The 17,183-nt window shown below is 46.4% G+C and carries 17 protein-coding genes; 14 read left to right on the top strand and 3 right to left on the bottom strand.

Going from position 1 to position 17,183, the window contains the following annotated elements; translation table 11 throughout:
* Positions 1 to 29 precede the first annotated feature (29 nt).
* From PIL01S_RS18500 to PIL01S_RS18520, 5 genes are all read left to right on the top strand, one after another.
* Complete coding sequence (locus PIL01S_RS18500; protein ID WP_127538788.1) at positions 30 to 323, top strand: hypothetical protein; 294 nt, start codon at positions 30 to 32, stop codon at positions 321 to 323.
* A 349-nt stretch (positions 324 to 672) separates the two neighbouring features.
* Positions 673 to 2,130 (top strand): glycoside hydrolase family 1 protein, encoded by a 1,458-nt coding sequence (locus tag PIL01S_RS18505; protein ID WP_127538789.1) that lies wholly within the window; start codon positions 673 to 675, stop codon positions 2,128 to 2,130.
* A gap of 70 nt (positions 2,131 to 2,200) precedes the next feature.
* The gene (locus PIL01S_RS18510) at positions 2,201 to 3,625 is read left to right on the top strand and encodes a glycoside hydrolase family 1 protein (protein WP_127538790.1); all 1,425 of its coding nucleotides are present in this window, start codon (positions 2,201 to 2,203) and stop codon (positions 3,623 to 3,625) included.
* Between the two features lie 232 nt (positions 3,626 to 3,857).
* Positions 3,858 to 4,709 (top strand): BglG family transcription antiterminator LicT, encoded by an 852-nt coding sequence (licT, locus tag PIL01S_RS18515; RefSeq protein ID WP_127538791.1) that lies wholly within the window; start codon positions 3,858 to 3,860, stop codon positions 4,707 to 4,709.
* Positions 4,710 to 4,838: 129 nt separating this feature from the next.
* Positions 4,839 to 6,755, top strand: a complete 1,917-nt coding sequence (locus PIL01S_RS18520; protein WP_127538792.1) for a beta-glucoside-specific PTS transporter subunit IIABC — start codon at positions 4,839 to 4,841, stop codon at positions 6,753 to 6,755.
* Positions 6,756 to 6,891: 136 nt separating this feature from the next.
* Here the strand turns inward: PIL01S_RS18520 and PIL01S_RS18525 are convergent, their stop codons facing one another.
* Positions 6,892 to 7,773 carry a LysR family transcriptional regulator gene (locus tag PIL01S_RS18525; RefSeq protein ID WP_127538793.1) on the bottom strand — a complete coding sequence of 294 codons (882 nt, stop codon included), beginning with the start codon at positions 7,771 to 7,773 and terminating at the stop codon, positions 6,892 to 6,894.
* 171 nt (positions 7,774 to 7,944) lie between these two features.
* On the opposite strand from PIL01S_RS18525, the gene PIL01S_RS18530 reads away from it, so the two are divergent.
* Positions 7,945 to 8,538: an ankyrin repeat domain-containing protein gene (locus PIL01S_RS18530; protein ID WP_164764273.1), complete on the top strand. Its 594-nt coding sequence runs from the start codon at positions 7,945 to 7,947 to the stop codon at positions 8,536 to 8,538.
* A 50-nt stretch (positions 8,539 to 8,588) separates the two neighbouring features.
* Complete coding sequence (locus PIL01S_RS18535; RefSeq protein ID WP_246058453.1) at positions 8,589 to 9,944, top strand: uracil/xanthine transporter; 1,356 nt, start codon at positions 8,589 to 8,591, stop codon at positions 9,942 to 9,944.
* On the opposite strand, the gene PIL01S_RS18540 is transcribed toward PIL01S_RS18535, so the two are convergent.
* Positions 9,931 to 10,308, bottom strand: a complete 378-nt coding sequence (locus PIL01S_RS18540; protein WP_127538795.1) for a PilZ domain-containing protein — start codon at positions 10,306 to 10,308, stop codon at positions 9,931 to 9,933. The two genes, PIL01S_RS18535 and PIL01S_RS18540, sit on opposite strands and share 14 nt — an antisense overlap.
* 109 nt (positions 10,309 to 10,417) lie before the next feature.
* Positions 10,418 to 10,882 carry a hypothetical protein gene (locus tag PIL01S_RS18545; protein ID WP_127538796.1) on the bottom strand — a complete coding sequence of 155 codons (465 nt, stop codon included), beginning with the start codon at positions 10,880 to 10,882 and terminating at the stop codon, positions 10,418 to 10,420.
* Between the two features lie 148 nt (positions 10,883 to 11,030).
* On the opposite strand from PIL01S_RS18545, the gene PIL01S_RS18550 reads away from it, so the two are divergent.
* The 7 genes from PIL01S_RS18550 (at position 11,031) to PIL01S_RS18580 (ending at position 17,101) form a co-directional block, all read left to right on the top strand.
* On the top strand, positions 11,031 to 12,614 hold the full coding sequence (locus PIL01S_RS18550) for a HEAT repeat domain-containing protein (RefSeq protein ID WP_127538797.1): 1,584 nt from the start codon (positions 11,031 to 11,033) through the stop codon (positions 12,612 to 12,614).
* Positions 12,615 to 12,642: 28 nt separating this feature from the next.
* The gene (locus tag PIL01S_RS18555; protein WP_174818711.1) at positions 12,643 to 13,107 is read left to right on the top strand and encodes a DUF6386 family protein; all 465 of its coding nucleotides are present in this window, start codon (positions 12,643 to 12,645) and stop codon (positions 13,105 to 13,107) included.
* A gap of 73 nt (positions 13,108 to 13,180) precedes the next feature.
* Positions 13,181 to 13,864: a hypothetical protein gene (locus PIL01S_RS18560; RefSeq protein ID WP_127538799.1), complete on the top strand. Its 684-nt coding sequence runs from the start codon at positions 13,181 to 13,183 to the stop codon at positions 13,862 to 13,864.
* A 20-nt stretch (positions 13,865 to 13,884) separates the two neighbouring features.
* Positions 13,885 to 14,505: an SMI1/KNR4 family protein gene (locus tag PIL01S_RS18565; protein ID WP_127538800.1), complete on the top strand. Its 621-nt coding sequence runs from the start codon at positions 13,885 to 13,887 to the stop codon at positions 14,503 to 14,505.
* Between the two features lie 10 nt (positions 14,506 to 14,515).
* Complete coding sequence (locus PIL01S_RS18570) at positions 14,516 to 15,049, top strand: DUF5412 family protein (protein WP_127538801.1); 534 nt, start codon at positions 14,516 to 14,518, stop codon at positions 15,047 to 15,049.
* Between the two features lie 374 nt (positions 15,050 to 15,423).
* Positions 15,424 to 15,972 carry an RNA polymerase sigma factor gene (locus PIL01S_RS18575; RefSeq protein ID WP_246058455.1) on the top strand — a complete coding sequence of 183 codons (549 nt, stop codon included), beginning with the start codon at positions 15,424 to 15,426 and terminating at the stop codon, positions 15,970 to 15,972.
* Positions 15,962 to 17,101 (top strand): DUF4179 domain-containing protein, encoded by a 1,140-nt coding sequence (locus PIL01S_RS18580; RefSeq protein ID WP_127538802.1) that lies wholly within the window; start codon positions 15,962 to 15,964, stop codon positions 17,099 to 17,101. The genes PIL01S_RS18575 and PIL01S_RS18580 overlap by 11 nt, the downstream gene beginning before the upstream one ends.
* The last annotated feature ends 82 nt before the right edge of the window (positions 17,102 to 17,183 follow it).

Here is a 17,183-nt window from a genome sequence, read left to right on the forward strand (position 1 = left end):
TCAAATCGCATTTCAGGGAGGTAATTTACATGAGTATGAAAGATATATTTCTTGCTGAATTCAATCAGGAGAATTGGGACTCATTTGTTATGTGCTTTGCTGATCGCTTTTTGCAGGTCGATCCAAAACTGGTGGAAAGCGCGAAACAAAAGGGGATTCCGGCAGATATATGTCAGGTACTTTTATGCGAAATGGGGGAGTATGCACTGGAAGGGATGAGCAAAAAGGTGCCTGCTCTAGGCGACCAAAGTCCTGCAAGCTATCTGGGTCATACAGACGGCACAAATGCATTAAGAGCAGCCATTATGCGCATGCCGCGTTGAAGTTCTTCTATATAAAATGGGTGTCACGTGGTGAAGTTGATTTTCAAATATAGATATGTTACGCTTACATCACGAGAGAAAAACAACCAAATAATCAATACATCGTTTGATGGATTGTTACTGCGAAGACAGGCAAAACCTAAACTGATGGTGAAATGAAAGCTCCTTTTTTGGGCGCTATTTTACCTTGAGTTTAGGTTTTTCTTGTTTTCTGGCCTCTTTTGGGTCCATGGATCAGGAACAACCTCAATTGGATCTACTGATTACCGTGTTGGTTTGCTCGAAATAGGACATTCTATCTTTCTGACTTGTCATTACAAAATAAATTGTTGAAAAGAGGTTGTTGTTCATGACTACTGCAAAAAAAGGATTCCCTGAAAACTTCCTATGGGGCGGCGCTACAGCTGCCAATCAATTGGAGGGTGCATTCGATAAGGACGGCAAAGGTCTCTCCACAGCAGATATGATCGCCCATGTTCCCAAAGAGAAACGTACGGGCGGACATGCTATGGAAATCTCCTCTTCCCGCATCGAAGAAATTCTGTCAGGCAAAATTGAAGAGCGTTTCCCGAAACGCTTTGGTATCGATTTCTATCATCGTTTCAAGGAAGACATCGCCTTGTTTGCCGAAATGGGCTTCAAAGTATTCCGCTTGTCCATTCACTGGGCGCGAATTTTCCCGAACGGTTATGATCAGGAACCGAACGAAGCAGGTCTGAAATTCTATGACGAAGTCTTCGATGAACTCTTGAAATACGGCATTGAGCCGCTGGTGACCTTGTCTCACTACGAAACTCCGCTCGGTCTGACACAGAAGTACAATGGCTGGGCTAGCCGTGAAGTTATTGGGCACTACGTAAGATATGCAGAAACAGTATTCAACCGTTATAAAAACAAAGTGAAATACTGGCTGACTTTCAATGAAATCAACGTCATGCTGTTCAGCCCGTACACTGGCGGCGGCATTCTGATCGATAAAGTAGACAACAAATTGCAAACGACGTATCAAGCGCTGCATCACCAATTCGTAGCAAGTGCCATGGTAACAAAACTTGCGCATGAGATTATTCCTGGTTCCCAAGTAGGCTGTATGCTCGCTCGCATGGAGACATATCCGGCGACTTGTAACCCGGTAGATGTGCGTCTGGCTCAACACGAGAATCAGATCAACCTCTTCTTCACGGATATGCACGCTCGTGGTAAATACCCGAACTACATGGCACGTTATTTTGAAGAGAACAACATCATGATTCAAAAAGAAGCTGGCGATGATGAAATTTTGCTGAACAACACGGTCGATTTCATCTCCTTCAGTTACTACATGTCCGTAACCAAATCAGCTTCTGCTGACCTGGAGGAAACTGCAGGCAACCTGGCTGGCGGTGTAAAAAACCCTTATTTGGAAGCTTCCGACTGGGGTTGGGAGATCGATCCAATTGGCCTGCGCATAACGCTGAACAACTTCTGGGATCGTTACCAAAAACCATTGTTCATCGTAGAGAATGGTCTTGGAGCTTATGACAAAGTAGAAGAAGATGGTTCGATTCATGACTCCTATCGTGTGGATTACCTGAAAAAACACATCGAACAAATGAAGGAAGCCATCAAGGATGGTGTGGATCTAATCGGATTTACGGCTTGGGGTCCAATTGACCTGGTGAGTATGTCCACTTCCGAAATGTCCAAACGGTACGGCTTCATCTACGTTGATCTGGACGACGAAGGTAACGGAACCCTCGAACGTTCCAAAAAGGATTCTTTTGACTGGTACAAAAACGTGATTGCAAGCAATGGTGAACAGCTGTAATTACAGGTTCGGATAGCTTGAACGCTTCTGACAAACAATGAATAGACACGATAAGAGAGGAATGATTGAGATGACAACACCATTTCCTAAGGACTTTCTATGGGGCGGCGCGGTAGCTGCCAACCAGCTTGAAGGAGCTTATAATACGGATGGTAAGGGATTGTCTGTCCAAGATGTGATGCCTCACGGGATCACCACGCCAAGAACGGAAGGACCTACGGAAGATAACCTGAAATTGATCGGAATCGATTTCTACAACCGGTACAAAGAGGACGTAAAACTGTTTGCCGAAATGGGCTTCAAAGTGTTCCGTACATCCATTGCCTGGTCTCGAATCTTCCCTAAAGGGGACGAGCTTGAGCCAAACGAAAAAGGTCTGCAATTTTACGATGACCTGTTCGATGAGTGCCATAAATACGGGATTGAACCCCTAGTAACGATTTCTCACTATGAGACGCCGCTGCATCTGTCCAAAACGTATGACGGCTGGGTTAACCGTAAAATGATCGAGTTTTACGAACGTTATGTAACCGTTCTGTTCAACCGCTTCAAAGGCAAAGTAAAATACTGGCTGACGTTTAATGAAATCAACTCCATTTTGGAGGAGCCATTCATGAGCGGCGGGATCTATACGCCAAAAGACCAATTGAGCAAGCAGGATCTGTATCAGGCGATTCACCATGAGCTGGTGGCAAGTGCACTGGCTGTTAAACTGGGTCATGAAATTATGCCGGAAGCCAAAATTGGCTGTATGGTTCTAAGTATGCCAACGTATCCGCTGACTCCGAATCCGGATGATGTGGTTGCAGCGATGCATGCAGAACAACGTAATGACATTTTTGCCGATATCCACGCACGTGGATACTATCCAAAATACATTAACCGTTATTTCAAGGCGAATAATATCAATATCAAGTTCGAAGACGGAGATGCGGAAATTCTGAAGCATACGGTCGACTTTATCTCGTTCAGCTACTATGTAAGTATCTGTGAGACAGGTGATCCGGAGAAACGCATTGAAGGAAAAGGAAATCTGTTTGCAGGGGTTCAAAACCCTTACCTTAAAGCAAGTGAATGGGGTTGGCAGATCGATCCGCAAGGTCTGCGTGTTACGCTGAATAAATACTGGGATCGATACCAAAAACCATTGTTTATCGTTGAGAACGGGCTGGGTGCCGTGGATGAATTGATCACGGACGAGCACGGCAATAAAACGGTAAATGATGATTATCGCATTCAATATCTGAATGACCACTTGGTGCAGGTTGGTGAAGCGCTTGAAGATGGTGTCGAAGTTATGGGATACACTTCATGGGGCTGTATCGACCTGGTTAGTGCATCGACTGCAGAGATGAAGAAGCGTTACGGATTTATCTATGTAGACCGCAACAACGACGGAACAGGTTCACTGGAACGGTATAAGAAAAAATCGTTCCATTGGTACAAAGAAGTTATTAGTACTAATGGTGCAAGCTTGAAAGGCATTAACGAATAATAGTGGTTCAAAAGGCATGGTTGACAAGCATCTTCTCATGTCATAATTAGTCACATTAACCGCTTTCACAAAAACATTGTCATATAGATATTTATATGGTAAGATGGGCCTAAGGCTAATGAATAACTGGATTGTTACTGTTCAATCAGGCAAAACCAGAAGCAGGGCATCTTTCGTGACCTGCTTTGGTTTTGCCTTTTACTACTTTGACGGTGCAAGGTGATGTGAAGAAATGAAAATTGAGAAGGTGCTCAACAACAACGTAGTTACCGTGATTGATTCGGGCGGAAACGAACTGGTCGTCATGGGGCGGGGAATTGCCTTCAAAAAACATGCTGGTGAATCGATCGACGAAAGTCTTGTCGAAAAAATATTCTCATTGGAAAGCAAGGAAGTATCGCAGAAACTGAAAACGCTTCTGTCCGATATTCCAGTTGAATATGTTGAATGCTCGGATGAAATTATTCGTTATGCGGAGACGGTGTTAGGTGAGAAGTTACATGAGAGCATCTATATTTCACTAACGGATCATATTCATTTTGCCATTGATCGACATCGTCAAGGATTGCAGATCCGTAACGCACTGTTCTGGGAGATCAAGCGCATGTACCGCAAGGAATATGCCATTGGACTAAAGGCACTTCAGATTATTGAAGAAACGCTGGGTGTACTGCTTCCCGAAGACGAATGCGCATTCATCGCCATGCATCTGGTCAATGCCCAGATGAACGGCGAGATGAGAGAAACCATCAGTATTACGAATATTGTCAAGGACATACTCAACATTGTAAGGCGCAGTTTTGTCATTGAACTGGATGAGGATTCGCTGAGCTATTATCGCTTCTTAACCCATCTGAAGTTTTTTGCTCAACGTGTGCTGCAAGGTACAGCCATTGAAGACAAGGAAGAAGATAATCCGCTTCATGATCTGGTGAGTAAGCAATACCCTGAAGCATATGCTTGTGCAGTCAAGATTAATGATTATACGCGGAAGATCTATAATCGGGTCTTGTCCAAGGAAGAAATACTGTATCTGACGATTCACATTGAGCGTGTTGTAAGAAATGAACAACCAATTGAATAATTTTAGGATTGTTACTGCTAAAAAGGCAAAACCTAAACGTTGAATAATGATAAGCTGAAACTGCTTTGTCATTATTCAGTGTTTAGGTTTTTTTTTAACCTTCATTACACATTAAAGGAGCAAAATACAATGGATAAACAACAATTGTCCAAAGATATTCTGAAGTTGGTCGGTGGAGAAGAAAACATTGATCAAGTCACGCACTGTATGACAAGACTCAGATTTAATCTCAATGACAATGGCAAAGCTGACAAAGCGACGCTTAAAAATACACCTGGCGTTATGGGTGTTATGGAGAATGGTGGTCAATTTCAGGTCATTATCGGAAACGACGTGCCTGTGGTGTACAACGCGCTGGTAGGAAACATGTCCAAATCTCCTGATGCGAAACCAGCTGCTGCTGCAACAGGCGGCAAAAAGAAAAATTCGCTGAGTGCCGTATTTGACTTTATTTCAGGTGTGTTCACTCCAATCCTTCCAGCCATCACTGGCGCGGGTATGATCAAAGGGATCGTGGCCTTGCTGCTTACCTTTGGATGGATTGATGCAACAAGTTCAACATACATCATCTTGTCCGCAATTGGTGATGGTGCGTTCTACTTCCTGCCAATCATTCTCGGGATTAGTACAGCACGTAAACTCGGGAGCAATATGTACATTGGTGCGGCCATTGGTGCATCGGTTATGCATCCAACCATTACCGCTTTGTTAGCACCGGGTGAGAATGTATCTTTCATCGGTTTGCCGGTTGTAGCTGCAACCTATGCATCTTCGGTTATTCCGATTTTGATTGCAGTCTGGCTGGCATCTTATGTAGAAAAAGCTATCGACAAGGTTACACATGCTTCTCTTAAATTGATTGTTGTACCTACAGTTACACTGCTTATCATTGTTCCTGTTATGATGATCGCCGTAGGACCACTAGGGGTTATCATTGGTAACGGCTTGACAGACGGTATTAACTGGTTGTTTAATAATGCTGGTTTGTTTGCAGGATTGCTTGTTGGTGGAGCGTTCTCACTCTTGATTATTACAGGAATGCACTATGCGCTCGTTCCAATCATGATCGGTTCCATTGCAACATTGGGATACGATTACTTGATTCCGCTCATGATGGTTGCTAACTTTGCACAAGCAGGTAGTGCTCTAGGTGTTTCTCTGAAATCCAAAAACAAACAAATCAAGTCCTTGTCTGCATCGACTGGTGTTACCGCACTTATGGGTATTACAGAACCAGCTATGTACGGGGTCAATATGCGATTCAAAAAACCGTTTGTGGCAGCACTGATTGGTGCGGCAATTAGCGGAGCGTTCATTAGCTTCTTCCAAACTAAAGCCTATGTTATGGGTGGTCTGGCAGGTCTTTCAGGAATTCCAATGATCATCGGTCCGACATTTGTATATGCTCTGATCGGAATAGTCATTGCGGTTGTAGCTTCAGCAATTCTGACCTACATTCTCGGATTCGAAGATGTTCCAGAAGCGGTTCCAGCAGCAACGACTACAGCTTCAGCTGAGCCTGTTACACCAGTTGCAGCTGATGTAAACAGTTCCGCTTCCGCAGTATCTGCGGTTGAAGAAGAAAAAGCCCAGGATCAAGAAGTATTCAGCCCGATGACAGGGGAAGTAAAACCGCTGAGCGAAGTACCGGACCCTGCATTCTCTGAAGAAATTATGGGTAAAGGATTTGCAATTCAGCCGACCGAAGGTCGTGTGGTTTCCCCGATTAACGGAACGGTGTTCTCTTTGTCGAAGAGTGGACATGCCATTGGTCTGGTCAGCGACAACGGTGCAGAGATGCTGATCCACATCGGAATTGATACAGTGAAGCTGAAAGGCCAATTCTTCTCGCCTAAGGTTCAGGCGGGTGCAAAAGTTGCTGTGGGTGATGTATTGATGGAATTTGACCGTGAAGAAATCGAAAAAGCGGGTTATACAACCATTACACCAGTCATCATCACAAACATGCATCAATATGAGTCGATTGTATCTGCAGGTCGTACTGCAATTAAAGAGCAAGAGCTGCTCTATACAGCCAAAGCCTAATCCATAAGAAACAGCAGAGTTTCCAAACGTACTGGAGACCCTGCTGTTTTTTTGTTTTATAGCTACGCTAATCGTTGTATGTCACTGCAGCTGAATATACGTTGCTTCCAGAAACAACACCTCATCCGTTATGTACCTATGGGAGCATCTCCCGAACCAACTGCACGAATTGCTGGGCCGGCTTGGACAGATAACGATGGTGCAGCCAGACGAGCGCTGAACCCACGGTGGAGTTTGGATCAAGGATCCGATATACATGGAATGATTGTTCGTGATGAAGCTGCAGCACAGTGCCAGGCACGATGGAGTTCGCGAATCCGAGCCGGACCAGCTCTAGCAGCATGGCCACATCTGAGCATTCACCCATAATTGAAGGCTTCACCTGATGTTCACGAAACTTCTCGAGAATCAGTTCAAACATGCCGAGTCCCTCTGTACTGGGAAGCAGGAGTGGAACTTCTGCCAACTGATCAAAATAAGTTCCATGTTCCTCCTTGGTCTCCAGGGGCTCCGAGGATATGTAGTAGAGCGGCTCCTGCGGCAGATGCAGCACTTCATAGTGTTTGGTTTTTACCGGCATACGTACGCAGGCAAGTTCAATCAGACCATCATCCAGCATGCTGCATAGTTGAGCGGATTCATTCTGCTGAATTTTATAGGTTACTTGAGGATGGCTTGTGCGAAACTGCTGGAGCGCCTTCGGGATCAGACTATCGGAAATGGTGTTCATGCCCAGGGATAGCTTGCCCCGGATGCCGTAACGGAAGCTCTGCATTTCCATAACGGCTTCCTCCATGTATTTGGTCATCGTGACGGCATAATCATAGAAGCTGCGGCCTGCTTGCGTTAATTCCATCAAGCGTCCCTTGCGTTCAAATAAGGCTACGCCAAGCTCTTCTTCCATCAGTTTTAATTGCTGGCTGAGTGGAGGCTGAGCCATGTGCAGTCTTCGAGCAGCTGCTGTAATTTGTTTCTCTTCGGCAATGGCAATAAAGTAGCGACATTGTTTGATATCCACTTGTTTTCACCCTCGTTGCAAGTATATGTATTTCGTATAGTTAGCCAACAAAACATGTATTTTTAATATACTATCCTCCTATGGTACCATACATTAGATTTACGCACCTAAATAGCAAGATTCGATCTCCATAGGAACGCTGATCCACAAGGTTAACAAACGAATTGGAGGATGAACGCATTGGTTAAAACGATACATGCCGCTGCTGAAGCTGGACATACAGATGAGGTAATCCGGTTTATTACACAAGGTGACGGACTGAATGAACGGGATGCGCTTGGGAGAACTCCGCTAATGGCTGCAGTGCATGGCAACAAGGTACAGACCGTTAGCATGTTGATTGATGCCGGAGCGGATATTAACATTCAGGATAATCGATTGGATAATCCATTGTTATATGCCAGTGCTGAGGGCCTCAAGGAAATTGTTGAAATGGCCATCGCGGCTGGGGCAGATACAAGATTAACGAATCGCTTTGGCGGAACCGCACTTATCCCTGCAGCAGACAGAGGCCATGTGAACATTGTGGAATTCCTGCTGACTTGTTCGGATGTGGATGTGAACCATGTCAACAATCTGGGCTGGACAGCTCTGCTGGAGGCCGTCATTCTGGGAGACGGTGGACCCCGGCATCAGCAGATCGTGGCATTGCTTCTGCAATATGGTGCCGATAGAGAGATCGCCGATCGGGATGGCGTTACCCCGCTAGCTCATGCCAGACGCAACCGTTATACCGAAATGGAACGGATGCTATCGAATAGCTGAATGAAGGTGCCTATTTCCATATTGAGGCACGAAAGGACACGAATGAAATCATGAACAGACAACAAGAGCATTTCATTACAAAATATATGAGTCAGACATCCTCGCTGGTTTTGGCAGGAATTCAATGGTTCTTCTTCCTGTTTACCAACACGGTTGTGGTGCCATTATCCATTGGTCATAATTTTCAGATGTCACCGGATGCCATCGCCGCATCCATGCAGCACGCTTTCCTGCTCACCGGAGCTGTGTGCATTCTGCAGGCCGTGTTTGGGCATCGCTACGCGGTCATGGACGGACCGTCAGGTCTGTGGTGGGGATTGACCCTCAGCCTGACCGTCTCCGCATCTTCTGCCGGCATGAGTCTGGAGCGAATCGGGGGCGGACTTGCTGCCGGCTTCCTGCTCGCAGGACTAACCATGGCTGTTCTTGGACGATTGGGTGCAGCCCATCTGCTGCAGAAACTGTTTACACCCATGGTCAAGAGCGCCATGTTATTTCTCATGACGATTCAGCTGACCATGAATTTCTTCAAAGGCATGATCGGGTATACGGAATTCGGCACATTTAACCTGCCGGTTGCAGCTTTATCCGTAGCTATTGCCTTTCTGGTCGCCCTGATCCAACTGAAGGGAAGAGGTAAACTGGGCAACTACTCCATCCTCATTGGCATTGTGACAGGGTGGATTGCATACAGTTTTGTGTTTCCAGGCCAGCATGCAGGGTTGTCGGGCAATTCTGGGGGGAGTTTGTTTACGCTGTTTCCATGGGGGGTACCGACGTGGGAGCCGGGCATTGTTGTAACTGCGTTCTTCGTCGGATTGGTCAATATGACGAATTCAATTACGACATTAAGCACGGTCGAGAAAATATATGAAACACAGACGACAGACCAGCGATATAAACGCTCCTATGTGCTAACCGGATTGTTCAGCATGCTATCCGCATGTGTGGGTGTGCTGCCATTTGGTTTATTTGCTTCGTCTATCGGTTTTCTGGAAAGCACTCGGATTTTGCGGCGTGCTGCTTTTATTATCGGAGCTGCCATGTTATGTATTTTGGGGCTCACCCCTTCGGTGACTGCCTTTTTTGCGCAAATACCACCGAGTGTGGGCAGTGCTGTGCTGTTTGTAGCCTATCTGCAAATGTTTGGAACAGCTCTCCGCACCATTGAAGGTACTGCATTTAATTCCAAGACGATCTACCGCGTGGCTCTGCCTGTGCTAACCGGCGTGGCAGTGATGAACATCCCTGCAGAGGCATTTCAGGCATTACCGATTTACCTTATTCCGATTATTAGCAATGGTCTCGTGATCGGAGTTATGGTCTCGCTGATTCTGGAGAAAAGTGTGAACTGGTCCAAAATGGAGAATGCTTCTACCGCGAGCAAAACCGCTACTTCACCATGATTCTTCCCTGTCCGGCAAGCATGCGCAGTTCTCTGGACAGGCGATCATGGTTCCCGTCTTGTATTTTAAGCTGCACGCCGTAATGCCAGGTTTCGTTCTCCTCGTTGCCCCAGCGCAGTGTTCCTTCCAGATCTAACGGATCTTCAAAAAGAAGCAGATTCATTCCGATCCGGATTTCATTGGACTCCACATGCAGGCTTAGCGGAAATGAAAGCTGGCACCCCGATCGGCTGATATCGATCAATTCGGCCTGAATGGGTTTGTGCGGAGCAGAGACTCCATTAATGCTGATAATGTAAATTTCAAACGTGATGGGTTCCTTCAATGTATAACGAAAAGGCTCTCTTCTAAGGTTGATTGACATAGTTTCCTCCACAAAGTTCAAAAAGTTCATGTTATGGATATATCGTCAATTTGTAGCCGAAAATGAAGAGATATGGCCTTGTTTGCATTGAAGGGGATCCAACACCATGTCAGGTAAAATTGAGCCCTATGCTCGCACTCGCAGACCGTGGATCATAGCTGGAATATATTGATCCCCATGGGAAGCTGTATTCCATATAGGGATAGGGTTTAGAGCGGTTAATATGCGGCGCAGTGGAAATTTGATTTTTGAGCCACTCATCATGGGCCAGCTTGCGCTTCATCTCACCTGCTTCGGTCCAGTCATCCCATGAAGAGGGGAATTCTTCGCCGTCCAGTGCCAAACTGGCCTGAACCAGCCGGGACTGGTGGAAACACAAGGCGAGGTAAAATGCTTTAACATCTGCAGAGGCATCTGATTTGAATTTGTACCACGTATATCCCGTAGTAAGTTTCTGAACCTCCGTACGATTCTCCCGATAAAACCAACTTGCCTTCAATTCCTCCTCCGTAAGACCGGAGTACAATTTCAGGCTATCGTGAACCCGAATCACGCCGCTTTCCCATCCGTCCATATTACAGCTCCTCCCTCATTGCATTTTTTCACAAGTATAGCATACAGATATAGCCCCTGAGTTCCTTTAACCCCGGTTCCCGGCTTGATATAATGGTTGGATATGGTTCTGATTCCTCACCTGAATCAGATGGGAAGGAGCGGATGAAATGCGGCAATTAACTTCGGAACTCCGGCATAAACTGGATCAGCTCGAGACGGGAACGGTTCGGGAAATCGCCGAGCAGCTCCGTCATCTTGGTCAATCCGGAGAGTATATCTTGATCCCGAGTCTGCTGCGGCTGATGGATGATGACAGTCTTGTTATTCGTCAGGCTGCAGAGCAGGCTGTAGCTCGTTTGATAGAAGCGTGTCCAGTATCCGAACTGGTGTGGCTGAACGAACATGTAAGGGAATGGCGTCCTTCCCCCGTCATTTGGAAGCGGGTCGTGGAACGTGAGGTACATAAGATAGATCAGGCCAGTACAATTCGTTTGTCCATGTTGACGATGCACTGGAGCGGCTACATCAGAGAGGCTGCGGTTAAAAGAATGATTCGGGAGGATGAGTCCTATAGCTTTCCTTATTTGCTGCTTCGGTTGAATGACTGGGTGCCCGAAATTCGTCAGTTGGCGAGAGCGGCACTGGAACTTAAACTGAAGCCCGAGCATGCCAAGCTGTGGATGGAAAATATCATGCTTGTGGAGCGGCTTCGGATCTGTGGACGGGATTCATTCGAGTCTTTTATCGAATCCGTACATCACCTGCTGCGTCAGAAGGAATGCAGGTTTGTCCTTCATAACGCACGGGTATCCCCTGAACCCAGCATCCGTCAGTTCGCTTTTCGGATTTCACTCGAAGCAGAGGGCACGGATGCTGGCATGATTATGGAGCAGGCATTACGGGATGAGAACCCTGCCATCCGGCGATGGGCAGCGCAGCGAGTAGATCGTATGTTGTCCGGTCAGAAGCTGAGAGAGGCCCTTCTTGGCATGCAGCTGGACAGTGTACCTTCAATCCGCCGGGAAGGTCTGGCTGTACTTGCCACGATGTATCCAGATGATGCAAAGGCCATTATAATGGATCGGCTTCTGGATTCAAACCTGCCAGTGCGGGATACAGCACGGAGGTATGCCAAACGGTGGATGAACGTGAGCTATGCGGAGTGGTATCTGGATGTCATCTGGGGTGATGATCAGCATCATCTCGCTGCAGCAATTTCAGGACTGGGAGAGACGGGGGACAAGGCAGACGCAGAAGTGCTGTATGAATATGCGAAGCATCCATCGATTGCCGTACGAAAAGCCGTTATCCGCGGATTAATGCGGCTGGACGCTTCTTCATACGGAACGCATTTTGTAGATTCGCTAAAAAGCCCGCAATCTGGCATTTCTCGGGAGGCCTGCCGTGCACTTATGCATCATCCCTATCTCATTCAGCCTGATGTAATGGCTGATCTGTTGTCGGACCCTGATGCCCTGCCTCATGTCGTCCGCAATGTGCTGCGCATTATTTCTTCCATGAGCAAGTGGAATCAGGTTGGACTGCTGCTGCAGCAGCTTCCAGCGGCAAGGCACGAATGGGTGAAACAAGCCATTCATCGCCAGTTGTATAACTGGGCCAGGTACCCGAACCGCAGCTACGGCGGAAGATTGTCCGTGGCAGAACGGGGACGTCTTCATAAGCTGCTGTCGTTATGCGGGCAGGAACTGGACGGTGATCTGCTGCATCGCTTGGAGTGGCTAATGCAATAAATCATGACGATCAGAGAGGAAGATAAGAATGCGTGGGACATTTCAATTCGTGACGGGAACGGCAACCATGTGCCTGTTCGATCTGGCTTCGTTAAAACACCGTGTAGAAGAACCGACCGACTGGTGGTCCATTCCGGAAGATGAACTGGCTGAGGTGAATGCGGGCAATTGCCTCTTTTTCAATCTGGGAGCCGATGGATTGTACGAGGTGTCATGGAGTGTGGACATCTCGGATTCAACCAGCGTAGTGCAAGAAACGGAAGGTGCGCAGGTATTCTATCTGCAAGTTCCGTCCGGCAACGTATTTCTGGGTGCAGCTGAAGATGTCAGTGGGGGAGAACTGGAGCCGGATGAGTCATGCGATGGAATAACACTATCGCTGCAGCCGGGAAATGTGGCTTGCATCGTCTCAAGAGAAGGCAATCAGATCTCACTGACGATTCAACCAGGTGCTCAAGGACACAATGATCTGAATAGTCTGATCCGGATTTGAAGTGTTTTTTATAAGGATAGACAGATCTCATAGAACTCAAGAACTGAAGAAAACGGAAGCGGGAGGAATCCACATGCCGAATTGGAATTTCACATCGATCACAGATTCAGATAAACTGCATCAACATATGCAGGTACTCGCCGCACTAGATATCATCCTGTCGGAGGAAGAATGGCTTCGTGTACACCGATATGAAGCAGAACTGCAGCCTGGTGTAGCTTGGGGGAGTATCGACAACGGGGCAGGAGATCACCTGCATGTGTTGTTTACCCCATCGGGTACCTTAATCAAAGGATTTGATCATGAATCTCCCTTAAGCCCCCATGCTCGTGACGATGGTGAAGTCTATCCGGGCATGTATGATGAAGTGCCGAAGGCATTAAGAGCAATCTTGGAGGACCAGGAAGAGAGAATGGAACCCGAGGATGTTACCTTTTGTATTTGGCAGGAGGGAAAAGACCCGGAGTGGAAGACAGGAAGCTGGATTCAGCAAGCGTTAATCGAAGAAAGCGAAGACGACGCCACAGGCGGTGCCGATTTTTTGCTGGGCTATATTGAGGAAACGCCAGAGGCGTTCGCTGATTGGGCAGAGGGTTATTACGAGTCACATGAACTGCCGCTGTCTGCGATTGCAGAAGTATATGAAGGAAAACCAGTGACGCCAGGTTTAATCAGGAAGCTATGTCCTGAACGTGATGTAGAAGCAGCACTGGATGAGCTGCAACAACGTGGTTATGTCATAGAACGAATGGAATAGAGGGTGAGGGGACAGCAGTCGTGTATAAGCAGCAACTGGAACGCATAAGCGAGAAGTTGAAGAATCTTCAACGTTTGGATGCGGATATGAGCTTGTTTGGGGCAGAGAACCACGAGTATGAGCTGGAGCGGGTATGGACACCGGAAGAGATCACAGGGTTCGAACAGAAATGGAAGATTAATTTGCCAGAGGAGTATCGGGCTTTTCTGATGCATATGGGATCGGGAGGAGCAGGTCCATATTACGGACTGGAGAAGCCGGAAGATGGGGTGTATGCCGTCATTGGATATGACGATGAGCTGAATGCTATCTCGGATCCATTTCCCTATGTAGAAGCTTGGAACTGGGAAGTTGACTGGTATGATGACAGCAAGGAGGAAGAAGAGTGGGATGTACTGGACCATGATTATCTGGATCCTAAACGGTCGGCAGGCCTGCTGCGCATCAGTGATTTTGGCTGCGGCATTTCCATGAATCTGGTCTTGAATGGACCATGCAGCGGGGAGATCTGGACCGATGATCGGGCGAATCGCAGCGGCATCTATCCGGATCATTATTTCGGTAATACGGAACGTCTGCGTTTTCTGGATTGGTATGAGTTATGGCTGGATCGTTCCATCCATGAATTGAATGAAGAGTAGGGGATTCTTGATGGTAAAAAAAATGAACAGGATTGCATTCTTGCTCGTGCTCATTTTATACTTCATTTCGTTTTACTCATTATATGCCAATATGCATAATCAATGGTTGATCGCTCCGCCTGTCTATGTGCTGCTCGTTTTTTCTATATTCGTTCTTGCCCTAGCTATATTTGGGATTCAAGATCGATCGAACAACTTTGCGAAGCTGAGAAGCTGGATCTCGGTGATTCTCTCTTCAGTCCTCATTGTCCTACTCCTTGTCGTTGCATCATTTACTGCGATGTTCTCCGGAGCAAAAGTATTACTTACGACGACACATTCGCCAGATCAGCACTATACACTGAAGTTCTATAAAACGGATGCGGGTGCAATGGGGACATTCGGTATTGTAGGGGAATTACAGGGACCGCTTTGGTTTCGAAAAGTAGTGTATTCGGAGCGAAAAGCAGATCAAGTCCATTTGCAATGGAGCAATAACCACACCGTTGTCATTAATGAGCATCAAGTGAATTTATTGCTAGAGAAATCCTGGATTCCACAATAATACTCATTGAGAATAACTAAGCTTTCTAGGGACCTCGTTGTAACTCATGTAGATCAGTGATAACCATTTAACGTGAGTGAAAATAACTGATTCGACTTTACATAAATAAATAGGGTTTATAAAAAACGTACGATGATCTATAAAGCACATTTTAATAAAGAACAGTACGGATTAATGAATGATCTCTGTCTTAAACAGGGGTCATTCTTTTTATCGTTTAACTCAAAATATTTCCAGACAGCCTTGAGCCATATTGGGCCAGTTTGAATCTATTTTACAATCCGGCTCATTGGGATTTGGGAAAATAATAAAAACCGTTTGGTGCAGTTACCCGTCTTATACCACAGAAAGAGAGAGAGAAGGAGGGAACCGGGGTGGAGACCAAAGCCGAGATGAAGAAGATGATATTCGTGCAAACCGAAGATGAGACGGTGTTTGTCCAGTCCATCATGGAGCATCAAGATACGCTGATTTCCATTGCCTACAGCTATCTCCGCAATCGTCATGATGCTCTGGAAGCCGTGCAGGAGATGACATGCCGGGCCTGGACGAAGCGTCGGAGTTTGAAAAATGAAAAAGCGTTCAAATCATGGATTATTCGTATTCTGATCTATGTCTGTATTGATGAACAGAGACGCCGCAAGCGAACCACACCGCTGGCTAATGACGGTTTGGAGGATGTGTTTGCAGAGGTCGCAGTTGCAGGCCAGGATGATAACCGGATTGTCATGTGGGGATTTTTGCAGAAAATAAAACCGAAATACCGCCATGTATTATTGCTGAAATATTATAACGACATGACACTAAGTGACATTGCCTCGATCCTTGGAAAACCCGAAGGCACCATCAAAACCTGGCAGCACAAAGGGCTGGAGCACTTACGCAAGCTGATGAAGAACAGGGGGGATTGGCATGAGAACTAGTCCGGAGGAACAAGCGCTTCTTGCAGACGCATATCAGGTTGAAGTAGAGAAACAGCATTTGAACCCGGCAGATACGGCGTTTGCCATCCAGCGAGGGCTTGCAAAAGCAAGAGCGAGGCGAACGACAAGCGGTCTCCCAATAAAATGGGTCACTGCTGTGCTCATTACAGCAATTACTGCCGCGTGTTTCCTGCTCGGGCCATACCGAGGGATGGTTATCCCCCAGACAACAGCTGTTGAACCCATTCAGGACTGGGGAGTGCTGGAGCCTTTTCGAAAACTAGCTGAGCAGGACGTTAGCGGGGGTACGATCGAATCTGCAATGAATAATGGCTATGTTCAACTTGTCGACCGTACGGTGAAATCGGGAATATATCAATTTACCGTTAATGCAGTAATGGCAGACGAGAACAAGTTAATTGTGTTATATACAGCCAAGACAGACGATACTCAAGAAGTCTATTCGGTTGTGAATACCAAGATGACAAACGCGGTAACGAATAATGTATTGGGCGACGGAAATATTAGAGGGGTGCATCATTCAGAAGATGAGCACACCATTTATGGTCAAAGCGCCATAGAGTTTCAAAAAAATCAGCCCTTGCCTGAACAAGTCATGATGAATGTACAGATTTCATCAGTTGTTCCGAACCAAGGGACTGATTCAGATGCAGTCAAAAAGGAACGGAAATATCAATTTTCAAAAAAAATGAACGTCACTTTCAATCTGGACCCTAAATTCTCGATTCCACAGACAGAAGTCTTAGAACTGAATAAGCTATTCACAGTTGGTGGATATGAGGTTATGTTATCTGAAGTAGAATTATCCCCTCTTGTGACTCGTGTCAGATTCATTTATGAACCTGGCAAAAAGATTGATTACGAAACCAAACTTTCCATCTACGATGTAGTTAACCCTATTAAAATTGTTTCTACAACCAAGGATGGTAAGCAGTTAGAGTTATCCTCGGTAGGAGGAATTGGCACCGAAGACGGCATGATCCACTCGTTCAGCAGCAACCTGCTTGATAATCCACAATCGTTGGTGTTAAAGCTGCTTGCACCGGGCAAAGTGTATGATGATCTTCAGGAAGCAGAACGCGATATGATCGAGTTGAAAATCAAATAGACTGGTTTGTTGTCATCAGGATTCAGCGGAATCAACCTAATTGGCCTGCTTGTACGTAACAGCGTACGAGGCAGGCTTTTTG

It is taken from the genome of Paenibacillus illinoisensis NBRC 15959 (genome assembly GCF_004000925.1).
Lineage (GTDB): Bacteria > Bacillota > Bacilli > Paenibacillales > Paenibacillaceae > Paenibacillus > Paenibacillus illinoisensis.

Bases quoted from the DNA above. Each gene is read 5' to 3' on its own strand.
- PIL01S_RS18580 (WP_127538802.1), top strand. From the start codon at position 15,962: ATGAGAACTAGTCCGGAGGAACAAGCGCTTCTTGCAGACGCATATCAG.
- PIL01S_RS18545 (WP_127538796.1), bottom strand. From the start codon at position 10,882: ATGGACGGATGGGAAAGCGGCGTGATTCGGGTTCACGATAGCCTGAAA.
- PIL01S_RS18550 (WP_127538797.1), top strand. From the start codon at position 11,031: ATGCGGCAATTAACTTCGGAACTCCGGCATAAACTGGATCAGCTCGAG.
- PIL01S_RS18540 (WP_127538795.1), bottom strand. From the start codon at position 10,308: ATGTCAATCAACCTTAGAAGAGAGCCTTTTCGTTATACATTGAAGGAA.
- PIL01S_RS18535 (WP_246058453.1), top strand. From the start codon at position 8,589: ATGAACAGACAACAAGAGCATTTCATTACAAAATATATGAGTCAGACA.
- PIL01S_RS18510 (WP_127538790.1), top strand. From the start codon at position 2,201: ATGACAACACCATTTCCTAAGGACTTTCTATGGGGCGGCGCGGTAGCT.
- PIL01S_RS18555 (WP_174818711.1), top strand. From the start codon at position 12,643: ATGCGTGGGACATTTCAATTCGTGACGGGAACGGCAACCATGTGCCTG.
- PIL01S_RS18520 (WP_127538792.1), top strand. From the start codon at position 4,839: ATGGATAAACAACAATTGTCCAAAGATATTCTGAAGTTGGTCGGTGGA.
- PIL01S_RS18500 (WP_127538788.1), top strand. From the start codon at position 30: ATGAGTATGAAAGATATATTTCTTGCTGAATTCAATCAGGAGAATTGG.
- PIL01S_RS18570 (WP_127538801.1), top strand. From the start codon at position 14,516: ATGGTAAAAAAAATGAACAGGATTGCATTCTTGCTCGTGCTCATTTTA.
- PIL01S_RS18560 (WP_127538799.1), top strand. From the start codon at position 13,181: ATGCCGAATTGGAATTTCACATCGATCACAGATTCAGATAAACTGCAT.
- PIL01S_RS18505 (WP_127538789.1), top strand. From the start codon at position 673: ATGACTACTGCAAAAAAAGGATTCCCTGAAAACTTCCTATGGGGCGGC.
- PIL01S_RS18530 (WP_164764273.1), top strand. From the start codon at position 7,945: ATGAACGCATTGGTTAAAACGATACATGCCGCTGCTGAAGCTGGACAT.
- licT (WP_127538791.1), top strand. From the start codon at position 3,858: ATGAAAATTGAGAAGGTGCTCAACAACAACGTAGTTACCGTGATTGAT.